The 16,987-nt window shown below is 50.6% G+C and carries 13 protein-coding genes and 1 tRNA gene; 5 read left to right on the top strand and 9 right to left on the bottom strand.

Features of this window, described 5'->3' with window-relative positions:
* The first annotated feature begins 11 nt into the window (after nucleotides 1-11).
* Nucleotides 12-87 (top strand) — tRNA-Arg (locus tag QZT94_RS02560).
* Nucleotides 88-433: 346 nt separating this feature from the next.
* Here QZT94_RS02560 and QZT94_RS02565 read toward each other — a convergent pair.
* Nucleotides 434-1,108 carry a DUF3800 domain-containing protein gene (locus QZT94_RS02565; RefSeq protein ID WP_296760655.1) on the bottom strand — a complete coding sequence of 225 codons (675 nt, stop codon included), beginning with the start codon at nucleotides 1,106-1,108 and terminating at the stop codon, nucleotides 434-436.
* Nucleotides 1,109-1,383: 275 nt separating this feature from the next.
* On the opposite strand from QZT94_RS02565, the gene QZT94_RS02570 reads away from it, so the two are divergent.
* Nucleotides 1,384-2,217, top strand: a complete 834-nt coding sequence (locus QZT94_RS02570; protein WP_296760654.1) for an HAD family hydrolase — start codon at nucleotides 1,384-1,386, stop codon at nucleotides 2,215-2,217.
* A 115-nt stretch (nucleotides 2,218-2,332) separates the two neighbouring features.
* On the opposite strand, the gene QZT94_RS02575 is transcribed toward QZT94_RS02570, so the two are convergent.
* The 3 genes from QZT94_RS02575 to guaB are packed head-to-tail and all read right to left on the bottom strand — an operon-like array spanning nucleotide 2,333 to nucleotide 5,817.
* Nucleotides 2,333-3,574, bottom strand: a complete 1,242-nt coding sequence (locus QZT94_RS02575; protein ID WP_296773147.1) for a hypothetical protein — start codon at nucleotides 3,572-3,574, stop codon at nucleotides 2,333-2,335.
* On the bottom strand, nucleotides 3,571-4,257 hold the full coding sequence (locus tag QZT94_RS02580; protein WP_270626137.1) for an exonuclease domain-containing protein: 687 nt from the start codon (nucleotides 4,255-4,257) through the stop codon (nucleotides 3,571-3,573). Before QZT94_RS02580 ends, QZT94_RS02575 begins: the two co-directional genes overlap by 4 nt.
* A gap of 54 nt (nucleotides 4,258-4,311) precedes the next feature.
* Nucleotides 4,312-5,817, bottom strand: a complete 1,506-nt coding sequence (gene guaB, locus QZT94_RS02585) for an IMP dehydrogenase (protein WP_079986000.1) — start codon at nucleotides 5,815-5,817, stop codon at nucleotides 4,312-4,314.
* 394 nt (nucleotides 5,818-6,211) lie between these two features.
* On the opposite strand from guaB, the gene QZT94_RS02590 reads away from it, so the two are divergent.
* Entirely contained in the window at nucleotides 6,212-6,514 is a 303-nt protein-coding gene (locus QZT94_RS02590; RefSeq protein WP_072510580.1) for a WhiB family transcriptional regulator, read from the top strand.
* Nucleotides 6,515-6,722: 208 nt separating this feature from the next.
* Here the strand turns inward: QZT94_RS02590 and ppdK are convergent, their stop codons facing one another.
* Nucleotides 6,723-9,452: a pyruvate, phosphate dikinase gene (ppdK, locus tag QZT94_RS02595; RefSeq protein ID WP_296760650.1), complete on the bottom strand. Its 2,730-nt coding sequence runs from the start codon at nucleotides 9,450-9,452 to the stop codon at nucleotides 6,723-6,725.
* A 256-nt stretch (nucleotides 9,453-9,708) separates the two neighbouring features.
* Between ppdK and QZT94_RS02600 the strand changes: the two genes are divergently transcribed.
* Nucleotides 9,709-10,548 (top strand): DUF3152 domain-containing protein, encoded by an 840-nt coding sequence (locus QZT94_RS02600; RefSeq protein WP_270626135.1) that lies wholly within the window; start codon nucleotides 9,709-9,711, stop codon nucleotides 10,546-10,548.
* Between the two features lie 71 nt (nucleotides 10,549-10,619).
* Nucleotides 10,620-10,907: a hypothetical protein gene (locus tag QZT94_RS02605; protein ID WP_296760648.1), complete on the top strand. Its 288-nt coding sequence runs from the start codon at nucleotides 10,620-10,622 to the stop codon at nucleotides 10,905-10,907.
* A gap of 275 nt (nucleotides 10,908-11,182) precedes the next feature.
* Here QZT94_RS02605 and QZT94_RS02610 read toward each other — a convergent pair whose 3' ends face one another.
* The 4 genes from QZT94_RS02610 to QZT94_RS02625 form a co-directional block, all read right to left on the bottom strand.
* Entirely contained in the window at nucleotides 11,183-12,604 is a 1,422-nt protein-coding gene (locus tag QZT94_RS02610) for an ATP-binding protein (protein ID WP_296760646.1), read from the bottom strand.
* Between the two features lie 218 nt (nucleotides 12,605-12,822).
* On the bottom strand, nucleotides 12,823-13,833 hold the full coding sequence (locus tag QZT94_RS02615) for a polyprenyl synthetase family protein (protein ID WP_270626132.1): 1,011 nt from the start codon (nucleotides 13,831-13,833) through the stop codon (nucleotides 12,823-12,825).
* Nucleotides 13,830-15,416, bottom strand: a complete 1,587-nt coding sequence (nuoN, locus tag QZT94_RS02620; protein ID WP_296760645.1) for an NADH-quinone oxidoreductase subunit NuoN — start codon at nucleotides 15,414-15,416, stop codon at nucleotides 13,830-13,832. Before nuoN ends, QZT94_RS02615 begins: the two co-directional genes overlap by 4 nt.
* Entirely contained in the window at nucleotides 15,413-16,978 is a 1,566-nt protein-coding gene (locus tag QZT94_RS02625; protein ID WP_270626130.1) for an NADH-quinone oxidoreductase subunit M, read from the bottom strand. Before QZT94_RS02625 ends, nuoN begins: the two co-directional genes overlap by 4 nt.
* Nucleotides 16,979-16,987 lie beyond the last annotated feature (9 nt).

Below are 16,987 nucleotides of genomic sequence, written 5' to 3' on the forward strand. Positions count from 1 at the left end.
GTTGAAGTCCAGCCCCGATAGCTCAGTGGATAGAGCGTTCGCCTCCGGAGCGAAAGGCCGCAGGTTCGAATCCTGTTCGGGGCACCAAATATTTTCTGCGAAATTATTCCCCTATCTGCTAGTTGCCATCCCTACTTACTGCATAGCTAACTGCTTAAACTAGCTGAAAACTGCCAGTTGCTTGTCTTTTTCTTTCTAGGACGCGCGCAGAACCGGGCGTCGTGCGGGGAAAGGTTTTTCCTCCTGCCCAAAATCCGGAAAAACCCCAGGTTTTCCGGATTTAACGCCCGCCCAACCTACTCGGATAAAACCTTTCCCCGCACTCACTAAAGCACGTCGTCTAGTCAAAGCTCTGTGAACTCGAGACAGGACAAAACTTTGCCAAATGAGCCAACAGTCGATAGCGCGTTAGTCACGGTTATGTATTAATGATTTAGATTTTTTTAGGTCTAATTTTTTTGAGCCAGTTCTTCTTAAACTTCCCGATACCGCCGAAGAACTTATTGTAGGTTCCGCCATTTTCTTTCGCTCCATATTTTATGGCGGCTAGTTCGATAGTACATAGATAATCTGCTACTTGTTCCAGACGGTAATCGGTCATAGAAGTTTTCCGGCGTTGAACCGTATGTTTTGAGAGCATAGCCAATATTGCCTGATCCAAAGACTGGCTAACAACGTCTTGACCATTGTCGTAATAAACTTTAATAACATTGAAGGATTGAAAGTAGTCTAAATGTTCGCGTAAAAATTCTGTTATATCCCGTTTCATACGGGTTTCTAATTGCTCATCATCCACAATATCTTTACTTCGATATCGAAAAGTTACATAGGATACTGGCAAACGCCGAACTAATGTCGCAAAACAGGTAAGAATCCTCTTTCTCTGATGTATATCCAAGTATCGATATTGTCCATGTCCATTTAGCAAGGGTTCGGAATGAAATGGAATATTAGGTAAATCCGAAAATAAAAGCCGAGATTCATATTGGCTAATACACTGCTTAATGTCTTCTGCTTGCTCATGAAAAACAAGAGTCAATAAGTAATAGCGAGAATTTGCGTTTCGATCTCCGCTTTCATCCACGAAAATGCTTAGCTCGCGCATCATCGCACTCCTAGTTAAAAAGCCGGGGGACTCCCCCGGCACTTGGAGGTAGCTTACAGCCACCAATTTCATTTTATCTAAACTGGCATCATTAACACAATTAAACCACCAAATCGGCGGAAATTTCCTTTTAGAAACTTTTTATCCTGAGGTCGGGCGGGGAAAGGTTTTATCTGAGTAGGCTAGGCGCGCATTAACTGGCGTTCTCACTTAGAGTGGAAATAGCCTGGAAACTGCCAGATTTCCCTTTCGGCAAGTGTCCCTGACAAGGAGCAACAATGCGCAAGTTCGCTTTTTTGGATTTAGACGGAACCATAATCGACCACAACCAGGTGATTAGTTCTAAAGTAAAGGAAGCTATCACCACCGCCACTGCGAACGGACACAAAGTATTCATCGCCACCGGTCGTTCCTATCCGGAGCTTTACCCTTTTCTATTCTCTCTGCCGTTTTCTGGGCTGATAACCGCCAATGGAGCATACGTAGAAGTTGGAGAGCAGGTGTTAGCCAGTCATTCTATCGACCAGGACGGCATCTCCGAATGGATGGGTTATTTTCGCCGCTCTGGTGCTAGCTGGCTTTGGCAATGTCGAGACCACTTTTACCCCTCCGAAACATTCCTGGATTTTTTCCGCCTCTCCGGCAAATCAGAGCGCGCCGCCAGCGGTGACTGGTCTGCTTACCTCGAACAAATCATGCCCTATGTGACCAACGGAACTCCCAGCTCAGCAGAAAAATGCGTGTTCTACCTATCCCCGGAAGCGTCCTCTAGCGTTGAAGAAGCCCATAGCCTGTTTGGCGATCGCTATATGGTCATACCTGGCTCTGTTCAGGTACGAGCAGGTGAAATGGTGGAAGTAGGGGTAAAAGGGGTCAATAAAGGCAGCGCTATGCGGGAAGTCCTCCATCACTTTGGCGCAGACCCCTCTCAGGCGCTGGCGATTGGAGATTCCGCAAACGATTTCGAGATGATTCAGGAGGCAGGTACAGGTATCACCTTAGAGGGCGGGGTGAACAAGCTGTTAGAGATAGCGGACTGGGTTGCTCCCTCGATTGCAGAGGACGGGGTGGCGGTAGCCTTTGAACGTTTCGGACTGTTAAATCCGGCCTAAACATTTTCTACCGGATTTCGGCTATTGCCCATGCCTTAGCATCTTCTCTAACCTAGCTGCCCCCCTCCTTAGCTGTGACGGGTTCTATATTCGGCTTGAGGGCGCGCCCTATTTACTAAAAGAACTTGTATCCTCCAAGGTCAGCAAATGTAAAGCCTTTACCGGTAGAAACATTTACGCAGGTCACGTCGGCACCACCGAAAGTACACGCATATTTACCGAGCTGAGTATATTGACCTGTTCCCAGTGGCTGCAGATCGAAGCGTTTACCACTGTTATCCCGCTGACCAGATTTCACGTCTTGATATAGCGGAGTAGTGCCATTAACGCACGCTCCGATACCACTCGAAGAATCCCATACCCCCAACACCGAGAGCCGCAAATCCCCCTGTTTACATTTACCTACATTGCCAGCCGCATTAAAGTTACTGGCAGTAGCGCAAACCACTCCGCTGCCACTGGAAAGCGCCCCGGAAGCGTTCGCTGCTAAGGGAATCAGGGGTGGCGGGTTATCTTGGAGTTTCTCCGCAATCGTACACACCACAATGCCAGACTGGGAACGGAAAGTTACCCGATGCTTATCTCCATCTAACTGGGCAGGCGTAACCGGTTGTGCCGATAAAACCTTTTTTACCTGCTCGGTTTGAGCGGTAGGAATTGGGTCTGGTTCCTTGGCTAATACGGTTTGGGTGGGGTTGGTTTGAGTTCCCAAGGGAATAGCAGACGGCACTTCGCCAGTAACCAAACGAAAAATCTGCCAACTAACCAAACCGATTAGAGCCAAAACAACCAGACCATACAGCAGCCACCACGGAGAACGCCGGGTATTGGTAGAGGTCTCTTCTTGCACCGGTGGCTCTCCTGCTTGCTGGGGTGGGATGCTGATAGTTTCCTGAGCTAAGGTGGCGGTTTTAGGCGGCGTTGAAGTATTTGCTGGTAGCGCCCCATACACTGCGGTCGGAGTCCCATAAATATCGGTATCTATCCCCTGTAGGTTATCCCGATTACCACCCTGAGCTGGCGGGGCAGCGAGGGTTGGCGGGTTTGGGGAAAGCGACTTATTTGGGGAAAGGGATTCGCGCGGGGAAGTCTCAGAGGAATCGGTAAAGGAATTCTGGTTACTTTGGTTGAGTTGTTGCTGATAAACCGGGGGTGTATCGACCGGATTCAAAGAGGGATTCCCCGGGGTCTGCGGTATTTGCGCCCTATTTGCAGAGGGAGGAATAGCTGGTTGCGGCGGATTGTTTACGCTGCGAGGGGGAAAGCGGCGCGGAAGAGAACCACGACTATCACTGGATTCTTGCAATCCGTCATCTTGCTGGTTGTAGAGATTATTACCAAAGGGTTGATTATTCATACCAGCCACTCCTCATTTACGTCCGCACTGCGTCCTTTAGAGAGCAAAAACTGGTTGAAATGCTTGGCCCATTGGCGATGCTGACCCCGTTGATATTCTTGCAGCTGACGTAAATCCATTTCCCCGAGCTGCGGATAGGCAGTGCATATCGCCCTCAATACAGCGATAGTTTGCCGCACATCTACCAGGGCATCATGCAAGTTATCTTCCCCGCGCACCTGATAAAAATCCGCGAGCGCTCCTAGGGTTCGTTTCCCTTTCCGATACCTGTCCAATGCTCTATCTAGCACCAAAGGATCAATTACCGGCAAGAAATCTACCCGTTCCCCCAAGGTAGGTTGCCCCAAACGCACCAGATGATTATTAAGTAATGGCAAATCAAAGCAGGCATTGTAGATAACCACCGGGACTTGGGCGTGTGCGCAGGTCTCTAAAACTTTAGCTACTTCGATTACTACTTCATCTAGCGGTCGCCCATTTTCTTTAGCATATTCGGTGGAGATTCCGTGGACATCTTGAGCTTGCTTGGGGATAGGGATTCCCGGATCAGCTAGCCAGGTACGTTCCCTAGTTTGACCATTTCTCCATTCCACACAGGCAGCAGTTACTATGCGGTCAGTTGCGGTATTTACCCCAGTGGTTTCGGTATCGAACCCCATAAACGGCCCGTCAGTCCAGCTCACCGCTACTCCTTAGCTTAATCGCGCCTTGTGTCCCTGCTTTTCAAATAATACGTGTTATTTAACCGTGGAATGATAATTGGGGGCTTCCGCCGTCATTTGTACATCGTGAGGATGGGATTCGCGCAGCCCAGCTCCGGTAATTTTCACGAAACGACCACGTTTTTTCAAAGTGGCAATATCGGGAGAACCGGTATAGAACATTGATTGTCGCAGTCCCCCAATCAGCTGATAGAGTACCGCCGAGAGGGCACCGGAGAATGGGACTTGCCCCTCGATTCCCTCGGGAACGATTTGGGAGTCGCTGGTTACTTCCGCCTGGAAGTAACGATCTTTGGAATAGGATTTTCGCCCGCGCGAACTCATTGCCCCCAGCGAACCCATACCCCGGTAATGTTTGTACTGTTTACCATTGACGAACACCAGCTCACCTGGGGATTCTTCACATCCAGCTAGCAGTGAACCTAGCATTACCGTGTCCGCTCCTGCCACCATGGCTTTGGCGATATCGCCTGAGTATTGCAGACCACCATCGGCAATTAGCGGTACTCCCGCCTTTGAACAGGCCTGGGCAGCCAGGTTGATGGCGGTGATTTGAGGTACGCCCACCCCGGCGACTACCCGGGTGGTACAAATAGAACCGGGTCCTACCCCTACTTTTACCGCATCCGCGCCCGCATCGATTAGGGCTTGCGCGCCCTCGGCAGTAGCTACGTTTCCGCCGATAATGTCGATATTGGCGAAATCTGGGGAGGCTTTTAGTTTCTTAATCATCTCCAGGGCTAGCTTTGCACCCCCGTTGGCGGTATCAACTACCAGTACGTCTACTTCCGCCTCTGCGAGAGCCTCGGCACGTTCCCAAGTGTCTCCCCAATATCCGAGGGCGGCTCCCACCCTTAAACGTCCCTCTTTGTCTTTAGTGGAGTTGGGGTATTGTTCGGTTTTAACGAAATCTTTTACCGTAATCAGACCGGTCAGGCGACCTTCATCGTCTACTAGCGGGAGTTTCTCAATCTTTTTTTCAGCCAGTAATGCCCGAGCTTCGTCTCTAGGCATACCTTTGCGTCCGGTAGTTAGTGGCATCGGGGTCATTGCTTCGCGCACTGTAACCGTTCCCCATTTTTCTGCCGGTATAAAACGTAGGTCACGGTTGGTAATGATTCCTTGTAGGTGACAATTTTTATCGACTACCGGCAATCCGGATACCCGATAGTGTCCGCATTCCTTATCCAGTTCCAGCAAGGTCGCATCGGGGCTGATAGTCACCGGGTCGGTAATCATCCCTGATTCCGAACGTTTAACTTGACGCACCTGTGCAGCTTGCTCGGCAATCGGCAGGTTACGATGCACGATTCCGATTCCGCCTTGCCTAGCGATTGCGATTGCCATATTGGCTTCCGTCACGGTATCCATGGCGGCAGATATTACTGGCGTGTGCAGGGTGATTCGTTTAGTTAGCCTGCTGGAGGTATCTACCTCAGAGGGAACTACATCAGTGGTTTCGGGAAGCAGTAAAACATCGTCATAGGTGAGCCCTTCGAGGGCATCAAGGTGTTCGGTAATCACCTTTTTAAGATTAGCCCGAACAGCCAGGCTGTCGCTACTTTTGTCCGCTTTAGCGTCTTTTTTCCAGTGCTTTTACCCTTAGATGTGATTTGTCTAACCGCTAGGTGGTTCTTTACGTCTGTTCCCTTGATAGTTTTATCTCTGGTTTTGTCGCTTAGCGGCTTGGATTTATCGACAAGGGCGAGGGGGGAAGCGAGGCAAAAATGAAGAGATTTATCCTCAGCACACGCCTTCGCTATCAGCATATTTAAGAATCTACTTGGAGCCACATAGCCTATTCACGATTTATTAACCACTATTTCAGCAGATAATCCTGGCTTTTTCAGACAACGGTAAGCTACGTCCTCCATACTGAGGACAAGTGATATAGGCACGAGGTTAAGGAGTATTGATGGGTTACATCTCTAGGCTTCCCGGACCGGTAGCTGACCTGTGGGAATGGCAGTACCAAGGCGCTTGCAGGGATTTGGATACTGAACGTTTTTTCCATCCTGAGGGCGAACGCGGAGGAACTCGGCGTCGGCGCGACGAGGCTGCGAAAGCTATCTGCGCAAAATGCCCGGTAATTAACCAATGCCGAGAATACGCTTTAGCAGCTCATGAGCCTTACGGCGTTTGGGGTGGTTTAACCCAAGAGGAACGTCGCACCTTGATTCAAGAACAGCGCGAATTAACTCAAAGGCGAACCGCCTAATCAACCCTAACCCCAAATAAAGGGAGTCGGCGGGAAAATCCCGCCGACTCCCAGGGGTGTTCTCGAAATAGCTTATGAACTAGAGCAGTGAGCGAGCGAAAGCCACCAAGCTAATACCAAGGATTAGTAGCTATTGCCGACTCAACCAATCAACCTGTCCGGTTCCCTCCCCTTGTAGGGAACCGGACAGGTGTATTTAGCGTCCTAACTAGGCGGTAGCGTCCTCTCCAGAACCCTCGATATTCTCTAAAGCCACCACGCGGCCAGCCTCCAGGCGGGCAACCGCCACCCGGAACGGCGAGCAAGACACGTAATCCAAACCGGTCTTGTGGAAGAAATGAATCGATTCAGGATCGCCACCATGTTCACCACAAACACCCATCTTCAGCTGTGGCTTGGTAGAGCGACCGCGACTGACACCTTCCTTAACCAAACGACCCACACCATGAGTATCAATCGTTTCGAAAGGAGAAGTCCCAAATACGCCCTCTTCAATGTACTTGGGGAAGAATACGCCCTCACAATCGTCGCGAGAGAAACCCCAGGTAGTCTGAGTGAGGTCATTAGTTCCAAAGCTGAAGAAATCAGCCTCTTTAGCCATAGACTCGGCGGTAATCGCAGCGCGCGGAAGCTCAATCATACAACCAATCGGGATATCCAATTGCACGCCAGCTGACTGAGAAATCTCGTCAATAATCGCCTGAGCGCGGTCACGGATAATTCCCAGCTCTGTAATTGAGCCCACCAAAGGCACCATAATCTCCGGGCGCGGATCCAGACCCTGCTTCTTCAAATCTGCGGCAGCAGACACTAACGCATGAATCTGCATTTCAAACAGACCCGGCATCCACATACCCAAACGTACCCCGCGCAAACCCAGCATCGGGTTAGCTTCATGCATCTTCCGAACCGCGGTGAGCATCCGCTGGTCATCCGGGTTTACCTTGCCTTCAGCTTTTTGCAGAGCAACTTTAACCTCTAAGCCAGTCAAATCTGGCAGGAATTCGTGCAGCGGAGGATCAATCAAGCGAACCGTCATCGGCTTGCCGTCCATGACTTGCAGCATTTCCACAAAATCTTGCTGCTGACGCTGACCCAACTGAGTCAGAGCATCTTCCCGATCAGCCGAACCTGGCTCCGAAAGGATAGCGTGTTCAACCAGAGGACGGCGATCACCTAAGAACATATGCTCTGTACGGCAAAGCCCAATCCCTTTAGCTCCAAATTCTACTGCGAGCTGTGCGTCCTGCGGATTATCGGCATTCGCGCGTACCTGCAAGCGAGCACGTTTATCAGCCAGTTCCATCATCCGGTCTACGCAACGCACCAAATCCTGCAAATCAGCATCGTTGTCACAAGCCTCAAGACCCGCAGTTAGACCGCTCTCTAGATAAGTAGTTACTGGGGAGTCCTGAACCGGAACCGCGCCCTCGAATACTTCACCAGTCGCGCCGTCAATAGCAATCACGTCGCCCTCGTGGAAAGTCTTGCCATCAACGGTCAAAGTCCCGGCTTCGGCATCAATCTCTAGAGCTTCCGCGCCACAAACACAGGTCTTGCCCATACCACGAGCCACTACCGCGGCGTGGGAAGTCTTACCGCCACGCGCCGTAAGTACACCCTCGGCAGCGACCATACCGGCTAAATCATCAGGATTTGTTTCCCGCCGCACCAAAATACAGGATTTACCAGCATCCTTTGCAGCCTGTGCTTGCTCGTTATTAAAAGCAACTCCACCAACAGCAGCCCCCGGAGAAGCCGGCATACCGCGAGTTAGCCTGACCCGCACGGCATCATTATTGAACTGGGGGAACATCAACTGGGTAAGCTGTTCACCACTGACGCGCTCTAGCATCTGATCCTTGGTGATTAGACGTTCCTCGTTAAGTTGTACCGCAATCCGGAAAGCAGCAGCCGCTGTCCGCTTACCCACGCGGGTCTGCAACATCCACAGCTTGCCTTTCTCGATGGTGTACTCGATATCGCACATATCCTGGTAGTGGGTTTCCAGTTTGCGCATAATCTTGATTAGCTCATTGTAAACCGGCTCGTTTACCGTCTTGAGGTGGGAAAGAGGCTCGGTATTACGGATACCGGCAACCACGTCCTCGCCCTGCGCGTTCATCAAGAAATCTCCGTAAACACCTGATTTCCCAGTTGAAGGATCCCTGGTAAAGGCCACGCCGGTTCCGGAATCATCACCCATATTCCCAAAGACCATGGTGCAGATATTCACCGCTGTTCCCAGCGAATTCGGAATCCGTTCGCGGCGACGATAAATCGCTGCCCGCTCGGTATTCCAAGACCTAAATACGGCTTCAATCGCCATATCCATTTGGGTACGAGGATCTTGCGGGAAATCATTCCCGGTCTGTTCTTTAACGATTTGTTTGAACTGTGCTGTCAAATCTTGCAGGTTTTCGGCAGTCAAATCCACATCGGCCCGCGCGCCAACTTTTTCTTTCATGGAATCGAGCGCATCGGCAAATAAATCGCCGTCAATATCTAGCACTGTCTTGCCAAACATTTGCACCAGGCGGCGGTAAGAGTCCCAAGCGAAGCGATCGGAGCCTGACATCTTCGCCAGCCCTTGCACCGACTCGTCATTAAGTCCCACATTGAGGACGGTCTCCATCATTCCGGGCATCGAGAACTTCGCACCTGAACGCACTGAAACCAGCAGCGGCTCATCTTTGTCTCCGAGGGTGCGTCCTATTTGATCTTCTACCCCACGCAAAGCCTGAGTTACTTCCGGAACTAGGCTTTCAGGCACCTCGTTATGCTTGAGGTATGCCCGGCAAGCATCGGTAGTAATCGTAAAACCGGGGGGAACGGGCAAACCCAGATTGGTCATCTCTGCCAGGTTGGCACCTTTACCGCCCAGCAGGTCTTTCATACCTTTGTTGCCCTCGGCGAACATATAGACATATTTTGCCATAGGTTAATGGCCTCCATTTGTATTCCATTTGCGCTCTTTAAGCGATTCTTTCGTTTTTATCTTAGCAGCTAAAAAGCCCCGTCTAGTCCTTCGGTCCTCCATCTAGAACGACAACCCCAAATTGTGGTTATATTTACGAGGACGCGCGGGGAGTTTTCCTTTTTCTTAGGTATTTGTCTGGTAGATAACCCCGGTAATCGTACCTCTGCCAGCGGGGCAATAAATCCGAGGCTTCTAATCCTTTAAACTGGGGGTTATGTCAGTGTATCCCCCTAGGAGGCAGCGTCCGATTTCTCGCGCTCACCGCGCGCGGCGTCGCTCGGATTGGAATCTATTGATTCGCGCCTCCTCATTAGCGATTGCGCTGGCTATTACCTTTATTTTGATTCTCTCGGCAATGCCACGAGCCCCGAAAACCGCACAAGCGCAGCCGACTGCCCCTACTTTAAATTGGACCGCGGTTCCCTTACCTAGCAATGAGCAGCAAAAGAAAGAAACCCAGGTTCCTTTGAAAGTTAGTGGCGAGCTGGCTGGTGGGGAAACCTCAAAAGATGTCCCCCAGTCAGGTTCGGGTAAAACTTCGGTAGTGCCTGGCACATGGCCTGGCCGTGGCACTGGCAAAGTCTACTTTTATCGGGTAGAGGTCGAAAATGGGCTGCCCATTACTGGTGAAACGGCTGCGAAAAGCATTCACGCGATTTTGAATGATCCGCGCGGGTGGGGCGGAAAAGATGGGAGTGTTTCTTTTACCCGCACCGATGGTCAGGCAGATTTTCGGATTGTTATTGCTAGTCCCTCTCTCACGGATAGACTGTGCGCCCCTCTTACCACCAACGGGGTTTCAAATTGCCGAAACGGCAGTAATGTGGTGCTTAATGCTCACCGTTGGATTGGAGGAGCAAAAATGTGGTTTAACAAGGGTAAAACCTTGACTGACTACCGCATTTACGAAGTATCCCACGAGACCGGTCACTGGCTGGGTAACGGTCACCTGTTTTGCCCGAAACCCGGAGGTTTGGCTCCCGTAATGCAACAGCAAAGTTCAGATGGTGGAGATAACCTAGGTTGTATCCCTAACGGCTGGGCACACCCTTAATCTTTAGGACGCTTAGAGCGTTTTTAGCGCTCTTTCAGCCCGATTTCATGCGGGTATGAAAAGATTTAGGTATGAGCGTTTTACTATCCATTGGTTTTATTCTGTGTGGCGGGGCTTTGATTTTCCTGGCGACTCGCAGCGTTCGCAATTTAAGCTCCCGCGAGAGGGCGCGGAAAGTCCATTTTGAACGAGAGATTGGCAGTGTTGATAACCTGCTCGCCACCTCGCAAGCTGACCGCGATAAATTACGTCAGATGAGGGACTCGGGACGTCTCCAGCGCTGGGACGCGATTCGGGACGTGATGCGCGAAGAGGGCGTGCCCGAGGACGTTGCCACCGAATTTATTGACCGCCTCTAGTGCTCTCTGGTTTTTAGGTTTCAAGAGCGGTTTACCCCTAATCCCGGTCGAAAGTTTCACCGCAACTTGATTTTTGGTTTTACTGGAAAATTTTCCAGTAGTTTTCAAGTAGATTTTCCAGTAGCATATTTACGCAGGTAGCCAGGAAGATTATCGTGAGCTACTAGAAAAAGAAACTTTCCAGTAGCTTTCAAGTAGATTTTCCAGTAGCTAGAACGATGCCCCGGGCAAGGGAAGTTCGCATTTTTAGATTTAGGTAATCCGCGCTTCCTCGTCTATTTCAAACGCCAAGTTGCCCGCGGGTCGCGCACACTTTTACCTTGCCAAGAGACTAATCCCAGGTCTTTCAAATCTTTTAAAGCTGCTCGCGTTGTTGGTCTGGTAAGCAACGCAAACTGCGCGATATCACCGGTCCCTCCGGAGCCTCCAAGGGCTTGCAAAGCCGATAATACTGCTGTTGCACTGCGCGATAGTCCCGTCCTCTCCCCAGGAAGTCGCGGCTGATAACGCAAAGTTAAGACTACGTGCATAGGTTCTTGCCGGTATTCCGGATTAGATAATCCGGACTCATTCATCTGTGAAAAAATACGCTTAATCCCCTCCCCCAGCTCCTGGGCATACCCCAGGTCACAACAGGTGCGGGCAATCCTAGGATTTATTGCGTATCTGGCTATTTCTAGGGGCGCTTTAGCGACAAGCCTTCTATCTCGAAAGCTACCCGGGTTGCTAATTTCAATCCGATTATCAAATATCTCAACCCTGATTCCATCCCCCATCAGGTCATAGGCACGATGTATTACCGCATTAACTAAGCCTTCTAACCAGGCTCCTTGAGGAATCACCGGTATGTCAGCAAATTTACCGTCTTGCCCCAAGGCGCGACGTCGGGGTATTACCTCCTCAATCCACTGCACCGCCTGGTCAATCGCCTGAGGTATAGGCAGTTCAGTCCGCCTGTCAAAAATTATATTTTGGCTTTCTCCAGTCAAGCGTTCATTTCCTTGAAAACGACACACCCGGACATAGGCTCCCGGTAGGAGTGCAAGCGGAGAATCAGCGAACAGTAAATATGCTGCATTATTGATGCGTCCGTCTTTGTCGCAAAGCGAACGCGAACGAAGCAGGTGCTTTTTTCCGCGGCTAGCACCAGTAGCTTCTAGGAAAGGGACGATATTTTTCTGAGGTAAATCAGCGAAGGTGAGGTCGCGGACAGTTTCCGCTTCAAATTGCCTAGCTCCCCGGTCATACTGTAGACGGCGAATTTCATCCAAGCTCAGACGCAACGAACGGTCGCCACGGCGGAGGTAGCAACTATCGTCAGTGCCGCGATGCACCTGGTCACTAGGAGTTACTAAAAAAGCTAAAACAAATCTAGAAGCACCATCCTGGCTAGTAGTTGCTATTTCCTTTACTTCACAATCAATCGGCGGACTGCAGAACTGAGCACTGGGAGTCAGGCGCAGCTCGTTAATCTTTTTTGTGAACCGATTTAAATCCTGAATATTCCGGTCTTTAACTCCCACTATTGCCGTACCGCCCTCAGCATTGGCAAATGCAATGAGAGTGCGAGCCAACATTTTTGGGGAAACTTCTATCGCTTTACGTTCAAACCACTGATCTTCGTCCCGCAAACACAGCTGTCTAGTGCGTTCCTTTATATTGGAAGCAAGAATAGCGTCTATATTGTTCGGTGGCATACCTAGAGTATAAACCTGTCAAATAGATTTTACTGGAAAATTTTCCAGTAGTTTTCTAGTAGATTTTCCAGTAGCCTATTTGCGCAGGTAGCCAGGAAGATTATCGTGAGCTACTAGAAAAAGAAACTTTCCAGTAGCTTTCAAGTAGATTTTCCAGTAGCTAGAAAATCAGGTGGCAAACGCAGGTTAAGAGGTCACCCACTTCAACAGCCATACAGCTAGGAAATGCGATCCACCAAAGTATCAGCAAATTCTTCCAGCGCCGCCTTAACTTCTTTATCCTCCAAAGAAGCAATCGCTGCTTTCGCGTCCTCACACCAGGAAAAAGCCAATTGCCGCGTGCGCTCCAACACCGAATGTGCCCGCAACATTTGCACTACTCGTTCCAACGCCGCGTCCTCGCTAACCAAAGCGCCTCGGCTGAGCTCCCCTAAAATCTTTTGCCCGTCCTCATCGAGAACCCCGCGCGCCGCATCCTGCCTCAGCAACAAAATCGGCATAGTATCTACGCCCTCGCGCAAATCCGTTCCCGGAGTTTTCCCGGAATCTGCGCTGTCAGAAGATAGGTCGATAACATCATCGGCCAGCTGGAACGCAACCCCAATCTTTTCCCCGAACTGGACGACCGCTTCGACCACCTCGTTGGATGCCCCAGCAAGCTCCGCCCCAAAACGAGCAGACTGGGCAACTAAAGAACCTGTCTTGTCAGCTAAAACCTGAATATAGAAATCTACCGGATTTTGGTCATCGTCAGGACCAAAAGTTTCATTCAGCTGACCGCGACACAACCGATCGAAAGTTACCGCGTGCTGCAACACTGCTTCCGGCCCTAGACTAGCAACTACCTGGGAGGCGCGAGCAAAAACCAAATCCCCCGCCAAGACTGCGCGGTTATTACCCCAGATGCGCTGCACAGCGTTCACTCCGCGTCTGGTAGGAGCAGAGTCCATCACGTCATCATGGTACAAAGTTGCCAGGTGGGTAAGCTCAACCACCACGCAAGCACGCAGTACTTCCTCGCTAAAAGACTGCTTACCAAGGCAAGAGCACAATAGTACCAGCGCAGGACGCATCCGCTTGCCACCAGCCCGAGCCAGGTGTCCTACGATGTCGTCCAGGACTCCGCGATTATCTGACAGTACCGAATCTAGGCGAATCTCCACTTGGTTAAGACCATCAGATATTTGATCTTCAAGTTGGTCGATACGCTGCTGAGAAAAGTTACTCACGGGATAACAATAGCGGTGTTATGCAAAATATCTAGAACCGAGCCTGGCAAAAGCCCCAAGAGCACAGTCAAGAAAGCACAAATCCCAATCGCCACGTAGGTGATTTCTGCGTGTGGAGCAACGGTAGTATTCTCTGCCACCGAATCTAGGAACATGATTTTACCTAGACGGAAATAGTAGAAAGCAGTAATAGCCGAAGCAATCACAGCGCAGATAACCAGCGGGGCTGCGCCTCCTTGTATACCGGCGCTGAAAGCTAGGAACTTCCCCATGAAACCGGCAGTCAAGGGAATACCGGCAAAAGACAGTAAGAACAGCATCATGCAGCCAGCCAAAACCGGGTGAGTCTTACCGAAACCAGACCATCCCTTCATCGAATGCTGCTCTGCGGTAGCTACGCCGTCCTCATTAGTTACCCGAACCAGGTAAATAATCGCAAATGCTCCGATAGTGGCAATCCCGTAGGAAAGCAGATAGAACAAGACAGCGCCATTCGCATTTAACGCCCCCTTGGTGAAAGCAATCAAAATGAAACCAGCATGGGCAATCGAGGAGTAAGCCAACATCCGCTTGATATTGTCTTGCACCAAACCGAAGAATGTCCCTACCATCATGGTCAAAATAGCGACTGTCCATAGGAACGGCTTAAAGCTGCCCTCAACCTGAACCACCACGGTCGAAAAGAACCGTAGCATCGCTAGGAAGGCTGCCGCTTTGACCCCGGCAGCCATGAAACCGGTAACCGGGGTGGGTGCGCCTTGATAAACATCTGGCGTCCAAGCATGGAAGGGAGCCGCCCCGATTTTGAAGAGCAAACCTACCATCATCAAAGCCGCGCCGGTCAGCAGCAGGGCAGGTGAAGCAACCTGATAGGGAATCGCTAGCGCCAACTGGTCAAGTAGTAAAGAACCGGAGTATCCATAGAGCAAAGACATTCCCATCAGCATGAATCCAGAGGCAAAAGCTCCTAGAACAAAATACTTCAGGGCAGCCTCTTGACTGAGCAGGCGGCGGTAACGCGCCATAGCAGTCATGGCGTATAGCGGCAACGAAATAATTTCTAAGGCTACGAACAGAGTCAATATCGAGTTTGCCATGGGAAATAGCATCATGCCACCAAGAGAAAACAGGCTCAGGGGCAAGACTTCGCTGCGTTGATAACCGCGCCTTTCAGTTTGTTCTTCCTGGAAAGATCCCGGAATATCGGACGGTTGCCCCGCGAAAGCAGAAACCCGGCTGCCGGTGCGATCAATCATTGGTAGTAGCGCCAACAGCCCCACTATCAGCATCAACAGCTGCGAGAACATTGAGAACCCATCTACAATCAGTTCCCCGCGCACCAGACGCACACCACTTTGCAGATTGAAAGCTCCGAATGAAGGGGCAAACGCCAAGAGCGCAACCGCAACTACCGCGATTGACCAGCCGCATTGCACCCCCCAACGCTGTTTAGCCGGTACGAATGCCTCTAAAAGAATCCCGATAACTGCCCCGGAGAGCACGACCAGTACCGGAGCCATTAATGCCCAGTTAAAACCGAGATCGCTAATACTTTCAATCACGGCAGCATTGGTTAAAGTCACTGTCCGCTCCCTTCTACTTGCGAGGACGCATCCTGGGTAATAACCACCTGATTGGCTATTTGCGACATGGGATTAACCAGTGGCTGCGGATGCAGACCGATGATTAACATCAGCACTATTAGTGGTGCCGCAACTCCCCAGCGTTCCCGCTGATTCATGTCACTTATCGATTTGCGATGCGCAGGGGCTTTACCTGTGAAAATCTTTTGATAGGGCAAAAGGACGTAAACAGCACCTGCAACTACACCCACCAAGCAAAGAACCGATGCCCAATGATAAACCTTGAAAGTACCGATTAGTACCATTAGTTCCGGAACGAAACCGGACAAACCAGGCAGTGCGATTGCCGCCAAACCCGAGATTAGGAAAGTACCGGCAATCAACGGGGTAACTCGCTGCATACCGCCATAGGCTGCGATTTCTTGGCTATGCCCACGTTCGGTGAGGAATCCACCAATCAGGAACATACCGGCGATTGATAGACCATGTGCAACCATATACACCATGGCTCCTGCCAGCGCCACCGTATTACCTACATAAATAGCCATAACCATTAGTCCAAAGTGCGCCACTGAGGTGAAAGAAATCAGACGCATCAAATCTTTTTGCGCCAAAGCAGCCAGCGAACCCCAGATTACGGAAATTACCGCCAAGATAACGAAAACTAAGGCAGCCCGTCGAGACGCATTTGGGAAGATAGTTAGGCACAAGGTAATCATGCCGAAGGTACCTATCTTGTCCAAGATTCCTACCAACAAGGCGGAGGTTCCCGGACGGGCGTTCTGGGCGGTGTCGGCGAGCCAAGTGTGTACCGGCACCATCGGCGCCTTTACCGCAAAGGCGATAAAGAAAGTAATCATTAACGCCATTTCCACGCCGGGACTAGCTTGTAACTGTCCTGCTAGTTTTTCCAGCAGGAACAAATTAGCGTGCTGCTCATTAGAGGCAGCAGCCAGCGGAGAGTAAACATAGACTCCCACGATTCCGATAAGCATGACAAGTCCGCCGGCCAAGGAATAAAGCAGGAACTTCATAGCGGCTGCTTTTCGTTTTGCGCCATTACCGTAGCGTCCAATCAGGAAGTACATGGGCACAAGCATGGCTTCGAACGCCAGGTAGAACACGAACACGTCACGTGCTGCGAAAATCAGCATCATAAATGCCAAAGTGGCTAAAGTTAAACCCACGTAGCCGGCATCATCATAGCGACCTTTTCCGTCCTCTAAATCGCGTGCCGAAGCAATCAACACAATCAAAGTGAGCAACGCTGACAATACCAGCATCGCTAGTCCAAGACCGTTTACCCCCAGAGCCCATGAGACCCCGAGGGCGCGAATCCAACTGTGGGTTTCCGCAAACTGGTAGACGGAGGCTTTACCGTAGTCAAAATTCACAGCCAGGTAGATAGTACCTAACAAAACCAAGGCAGCTACTGACAATCCAATCTGGCGAGATGCAACCCGGGTAGGTTTAATCAGCCACAGCGTTAATGCCGCTAGCGCCGGTAACGCTACCAAAAGCGTTAGTACCGGGAAAGTTGAGTTCAGGATTGTGATTCCCATTTATGTTTT

The sequence above is a fragment of the Varibaculum sp. genome, assembly GCF_008661855.1.
GTDB lineage: Bacteria > Actinomycetota > Actinomycetes > Actinomycetales > Actinomycetaceae > Varibaculum > Varibaculum timonense_A.

Excerpts from the sequence above, each read along its gene's own strand:
- QZT94_RS02590 (WP_072510580.1), top strand. The coding sequence starts at position 6,212 with ATGGGTTACATCTCTAGGCTTCCCGGACCGGTAGCTGACCTGTGGGAA.
- QZT94_RS02600 (WP_270626135.1), top strand. The coding sequence starts at position 9,709 with ATGTCAGTGTATCCCCCTAGGAGGCAGCGTCCGATTTCTCGCGCTCAC.
- QZT94_RS02575 (WP_296773147.1), bottom strand. The coding sequence starts at position 3,574 with ATGAATAATCAACCCTTTGGTAATAATCTCTACAACCAGCAAGATGAC.
- QZT94_RS02565 (WP_296760655.1), bottom strand. The coding sequence starts at position 1,108 with ATGATGCGCGAGCTAAGCATTTTCGTGGATGAAAGCGGAGATCGAAAC.
- QZT94_RS02605 (WP_296760648.1), top strand. The coding sequence starts at position 10,620 with ATGAGCGTTTTACTATCCATTGGTTTTATTCTGTGTGGCGGGGCTTTG.
- QZT94_RS02625 (WP_270626130.1), bottom strand. The coding sequence starts at position 16,978 with ATGGGAATCACAATCCTGAACTCAACTTTCCCGGTACTAACGCTTTTG.
- QZT94_RS02570 (WP_296760654.1), top strand. The coding sequence starts at position 1,384 with ATGCGCAAGTTCGCTTTTTTGGATTTAGACGGAACCATAATCGACCAC.
- QZT94_RS02610 (WP_296760646.1), bottom strand. The coding sequence starts at position 12,604 with ATGCCACCGAACAATATAGACGCTATTCTTGCTTCCAATATAAAGGAA.
- ppdK (WP_296760650.1), bottom strand. The coding sequence starts at position 9,452 with ATGGCAAAATATGTCTATATGTTCGCCGAGGGCAACAAAGGTATGAAA.